This window comes from Paraburkholderia polaris, assembly GCF_012927345.1.
Classification (GTDB): Bacteria; Pseudomonadota; Gammaproteobacteria; order Burkholderiales; family Burkholderiaceae; genus Paraburkholderia; species Paraburkholderia polaris.
Map to the genome: position 1 here is coordinate 1 of NZ_JABBGJ010000107.1, position 5,273 is coordinate 5,273.

A 5,273-nucleotide genomic window follows, 5' to 3' on the forward strand; every position below is an offset into this window, starting at 1 on the left:
TCCCGAGAAGCTTTCGGATTCCACTGTCGTAATAGTGGTAGGAATGTTGAACACTCGCGCGGCCTTCGCGAGGCCTACTACGTTGTTCTTAAGTACCTGACGGTCGATGGACTGGACCCCAAAAGCCATTTGCGGCTGTTGGTCGATGAAGATGATCTGCGAGTTTGCAGGCGTCAGGACTTCAAGTTTTGGATTTGCCATGGCTTTGTAGATCCTAAAGGTTTGGTGAACATGGGAAGACACGCCGAGCTCGCCTGCCTGGCGAGAAAAACTCAGATTCAGTCTAGCGAAGGCTTTTCGCGGAGTCCTTGGCAAAGCCCTTAATATTTCTTAAATAAAACTTGCGGAAAGAGACCTGCGACTGATCGCGACGCGGTCCATCTTTATGGCGGCTCAGAACAATTCATGTTTTCTGAAGGACTTAATGTGTGCCGCGTTCTACAATGCAAGCTGCCGGATTCAGGAACTCACGTCGTATCTGTCGGCACGTCAACGGACTCGCAATGAAACAAGCACTTAACGCAGCAGCCCATCGCGCGGCCCCGCTCAAAACACCGACCCGCCTGACTGAAGAGGCGACCCGCGATATTGCCGCGCTTTGACGACCTTGCTAGCCGACGTGTCCCGGTGTATCTGAAGACGAAGAACTTCCACTTGCATATGTCGGGGCCGTACTTAGTCGAATAAGGCGCGTGACGGGCCCACGTGCTTCAAGTTAACAAGATTTAAGCATTCTGAAGTTCAATACAGCCATCGAAGCCGTACGATTGAAACTTGTGGTGTTCCGTCGCGCATCGTCATGACGACACATCCACCAACATCACAAGACTGGAGAAAAAGAATGGCTAACCAATCGGGAATTCCATCGACGAATCGTCGGCAGCTGCTTGTAGCGGGCGCGGGCGCAGCCGGCGCGGCGATAGCCGCAATGGCCGCACCAGCCGTCGCGCTGGCCGCTACGTCCGCCAGCGGAAATGCACACGCGAGCAATTCATCCAACCCACAGCATGGAGAGCGTCATACGATGAACACGGTAACGACTAAAGACGGTACGCGCATTTTCTTCAAGGATTGGGGCAGCGGCAAGCCGGTCGTCTTCTCGCACGGCTGGCCGCTCGATGCCGACGCGTGGGACCCACAGATGCTGTTCCTGGTGCAGAAAGGCTACCGGGTCATCGCCCACGACCGCCGCGGCCATGGCCGTTCCGACCAGCCGTCTCACGGCAACGACATGGACACCTACGCGGACGATCTGGCTGCGGTGATCAACGCGTTGGACCTGAAGGGCGCCATGCTCGTTGGCCATTCGACGGGCGGCGGCGAGATCGCACACTACATCGGCCGCCACGGCACCTCGCGTGTTGCCAAGGTCGTGTTGATCGGCGCCGTTCCGCCGATCATGGTCAAGACCGAAAGCAATCCGAACGGGCTGCCGATGTCCGTGTTCGACGGCATTCGTGCGGGTGTCGCGAGCAACCGTTCGCAGTTCTATAAGGACCTAGCTGTGCCGTTCTTCGGCTTCAACCGGCCCAACGCGAAGGTCTCTCAAGGCACGATCGACGAGTTCTGGCGCGAAGGCATGCTCGGCTCGGTTCTAGGCCAGTACGAATGTATCAAGCAGTTCTCAGAGGTCGACTACACCGCTGATCTGAAGAAGATCGATGTGCCGACGCTGGTCCTTCACGGCGACGACGACCAGATCGTGCCGATCGACCAGGCGGGTCGCCTGTCAGCAAAAATTGTGAAGAACGCCACGTTGAAGGTCTATCCGGGTGCGCCTCACGGCATGTGCACGACCGAAGCGGATAAGGTCAATGCCGATCTGCTCGAGTTCCTGCAGAGCTAAGGCGCATTCGCGTGCTGCGCTTGCATCATTAAGCGCGGCACTCCCTGCAGATGCGCGGGGCCTTGATCGACTCCTATATCTCTTAATTTCCGGTTAAATTACGGTGGAGCAGGACTGCAGCGCGACGAACCGAGGTTACGAATCATCTTCAACGAACCACACACTTCCACCGCCACAGCCGCACGACCGAAGGACTCGCTAGGATGCCTGTCGAGTCAGCTACACAAAGACCTCGAACTCGACACGGGTGAGTTCAAGTTTTTTCGCAAGTGCACGCGCGACGACAAGATGAGTGCGGTCGACATGCCCGCCTCGGATCGCGGCTTTCTTATCGGTGTGTCACTGAAGGCCGGCCATCGCCGGTCGCGTGCGCATAGGTGACCGAACCGTTCGCCGTCTCGACGTGCAGTGAGCTGACTGCGATTTGCATCGGCGGATAGTTCGGCGTACCCCCAAGAGGACAGCAAAGCAAAGACTCGCTGCAAGGTGCGCTCCCATGCGGATGCTCATACCTGCGCTCCGTCGGCACCTCACTTCATTTCCCTATCCCGCTCATTGTTCCTGCACCTGAAACTGACATGATCGAACTCGGCCGCTTTCAAATCGATCTGGAAATGCGCACTTTATGGCAAGGCGGTAAAGTCGTGCGCCTCGGGTCCCGCGCTTTCGACATCCTCGCCGTGGTCACATCAGCCGCTGGCCGTCTCGTCACGAAAGACGAGTTGATGGATGCAGTTTGGCCCGAAACCGTAGTCGAAGAAAACAACCTGCACAATGCGCCGAGGTCTTTTCCTTACCAAATATAACCGTCCAATGAACCGCCAGCTACCTTGTGCCCATGAAACAACATGTGACGAAGAAGGACGGGCACTACTCGAAATTCACAAGCACCTTCATCGCTCGCGAACGGTCGGCCGCAAATTCAAAAGCCTTCACGGAATCCTGATAAGGAAATATCGCGGAAATCAACGGCTTGACGTCGATTAGTCCCTTGTTCAGCAGTTCGACGGCGACAGCGAACTCCTCATGGAAGCGAAATGCGCCGCGCAAATCGAATTCCTTCGCTACCAGCACGTTGACCGGCAAATTCATGTCGCCGCCGAGCCCGACCTGTACAAGTACGCCTCTGGGCCGCACCACGTCGAGTGCGCCTCGCAACGCCCGCTCGTTGCCGCTGGCCTCGAACAGCACGTCGAAAGTACCCTTGCTGGTTGCAAATCGAGCCAATGCGTCCGGATTTTCCGCGACGTTGAAGACCTCGTCGGCGCCCATCTTCAGCGCACTGGCGAGCGGCAGTGCGCTCACGTCAGTGACCACAATCTCAGCAGCCCCGGCACGCCGCGCCGCTGCAACGATCAAGGCGCCGATCGGTCCACACCCCGTCACCAGGACACGCTTGCCTAACAACGGTCCCGCGCGTCGCGCCGCATGCAGCGCCACGGACAATGGCTCAGCCATCGCCGCTTCACCGTCGCTCAGCTGGTCCGACACCGAGTGTGCCTGCGAGCGGTCAATCACGATCTGCTGACGGAACGCGCCTTGCACATGAGGTTTTCGCATCGCGCTACCGTAATAGCGCATGTCGAGACAGTGGTTCTGCAAGCCTTGCTGACAGTATTGGCAGAGTCCACACGGACGACTCGGGCTGATGGCAATCCGGGTTCCGGGCAGCATATCGTCGTTCCCGGGACCCGCTTCCTGCACAACGCCCGATACCTCGTGACCGAGGATCATCGGTTCGCTGATGCGGACCGTACCAAATCCGCCATGCTGGAAGTAGTGCAAGTCCGAGCCGCAGATACCGCCTGCGCGAATGCGAACCAGCAACTGGTGCGGTCCGATTTCGGGTGTTGGCGTTTCCTCGACTCGCAGATCTCGAGGAGCATGAATCACCAATGCGTGCATAGCCAAGCCTTGTGAAGTGTTCAGGGTGTAATGGTGCACCTGCGGGACGGCAGCATTGCATACTGACGATCAGCGTTACCGGTTGCGGGACGGCAGCATTGCATACTGAAGATCAGCGTTACCGGTTGCGTCACGCATGGTCCAAGTCTTACGTTAAACCGGCGCCGAACTCCGCGCAAAGACGAGTTAAGTCTGGCCGAATAAGGTTTGCTTATAGCCTGCCGGTCCGCCGCAGATCTACTCGACCGCCTTCACCATATCCTCGATTACTTTCTTGGCGTCGCCGAACACCATCATCGTCTTGTCCATGTAGAACAGGTCGTTGTCGAGGCCTGCGTATCCTGCCGCCATCGACCGCTTGTTCACGATGACGGTACGCGCCTTGTACGCCTCAATGATCGGCATGCCCGCGATCGGCGACTTCGGATCGTTCTTCGCCGCCGGGTTCACCACGTCGTTCGCGCCGAGCACCAGCACCACGTCGACCTGACCGAACTCGCCGTTGATGTCGTCCATCTCGTAGACCATGTCGTAGGGCACTTCGGCTTCGGCGAGCAGCACGTTCATGTGTCCCGGCATCCGCCCCGCTACCGGGTGAATTGCGTACTTCACCTCGATACCCTTCTCGACCAGCTTGTCGGTCAGTTCCTTCAACGCATGCTGCGCGCGTGCGACCGCCAGACCATAACCCGGCACGATCACCACGGTTTCCGCATTGCCGAGCATGAACGACGCATCATCCGCCGAACCGGATTTCACCGGGCGTTGCTCCGCCGACCCACCCGCTACAGCCGCACCTGCCTCATTACCGAAGCCGCCGAGAATCACATTAAAGAACGAGCGGTTCATCGCGCGGCACATGATGTACGACAGGATCGCACCGGACGAGCCGACCAGCGAACCCGCGATGATCAGCATCGGATTGTTCAGCGAGAAGCCGATGCCCGCCGCCGCCCAGCCCGAGTACGAGTTGAGCATCGACACGACCACCGGCATATCCGCGCCGCCGATCGGAATGATGATCAGCACGCCCAGCACGAAGGCGATCAGCGTCATGATGATGAACGGCAGCCACGACTGCGTGAGGAAGAAGATCACACCGAAGCCGAGCATCGCGAGCGCGAGCAGCAGGTTGATCAGATGCTGCCCTGCATAGACGACCGGTGCGCCCTGGAAGAGCCGGAACTTGTACTTGCCCGACAGCTTGCCGAACGCGATCACCGAACCGGAGAACGTAATCGCGCCGACGAACGTGCCGATGAACAGTTCGACGCGATTGCCGTACGGCAGGAAGCCCGGTGCTGTGTTGTCAGGGTCGACGAGGCCGAACGCGGACGGCTCCGACACAACCGCATACGCAATACACACGGCCGCGAGACCGATCAGCGAGTGCATCGCGGCGACCAGTTCCGGCATCTTGGTCATCTCGACGCGCGCCGCGACGAACGCGCCGATCGCGCCGCCGATCACCAGCGCGACCAGCAGCAGGCCGAGCCCCAGACCGAGGTTCGAGCCGAGCCCG

3 protein-coding genes and 3 pseudogenes are annotated in these 5,273 nt (G+C 58.8%); 3 read left to right on the forward strand and 3 right to left on the reverse strand.

Translation table 11 applies throughout. From position 1 onward, the window contains the following. Positions 1-201: pseudogene (locus HHL24_RS42895) on the reverse strand (hydrolase); the annotation flags it as partial. Between the two features lie 823 nt (positions 202-1,024). Between HHL24_RS42895 and HHL24_RS42905 the strand changes: the two are divergent. From HHL24_RS42905 to HHL24_RS42910, 3 genes and pseudogenes are all read left to right on the forward strand, one after another. Further along, positions 1,025-1,846, forward strand: a complete 822-nt coding sequence (locus HHL24_RS42905) for an alpha/beta fold hydrolase (RefSeq protein ID WP_206003279.1) — start codon at positions 1,025-1,027, stop codon at positions 1,844-1,846. 144 nt (positions 1,847-1,990) lie between these two features. Further along, a pseudogene (locus HHL24_RS44470) lies at positions 1,991-2,209 on the forward strand (AraC family transcriptional regulator); the annotation flags it as partial. Between the two features lie 215 nt (positions 2,210-2,424). Continuing rightward, positions 2,425-2,616: pseudogene (locus HHL24_RS42910) on the forward strand (winged helix-turn-helix domain-containing protein); the annotation flags it as partial. Positions 2,617-2,716: 100 nt separating this feature from the next. On the opposite strand, the gene HHL24_RS42915 reads toward HHL24_RS42910, so the two are convergent. Beyond that, positions 2,717-3,751, reverse strand: coding sequence for an L-idonate 5-dehydrogenase (locus HHL24_RS42915; RefSeq protein ID WP_169491288.1), 1,035 nt, complete (start codon positions 3,749-3,751; stop codon positions 2,717-2,719). Between the two features lie 237 nt (positions 3,752-3,988). Next, on the reverse strand, positions 3,989-5,273 hold a 1,285-nt coding region (locus HHL24_RS42920), incomplete at its 5' end, for an NAD(P)(+) transhydrogenase (Re/Si-specific) subunit beta (RefSeq protein ID WP_169491289.1).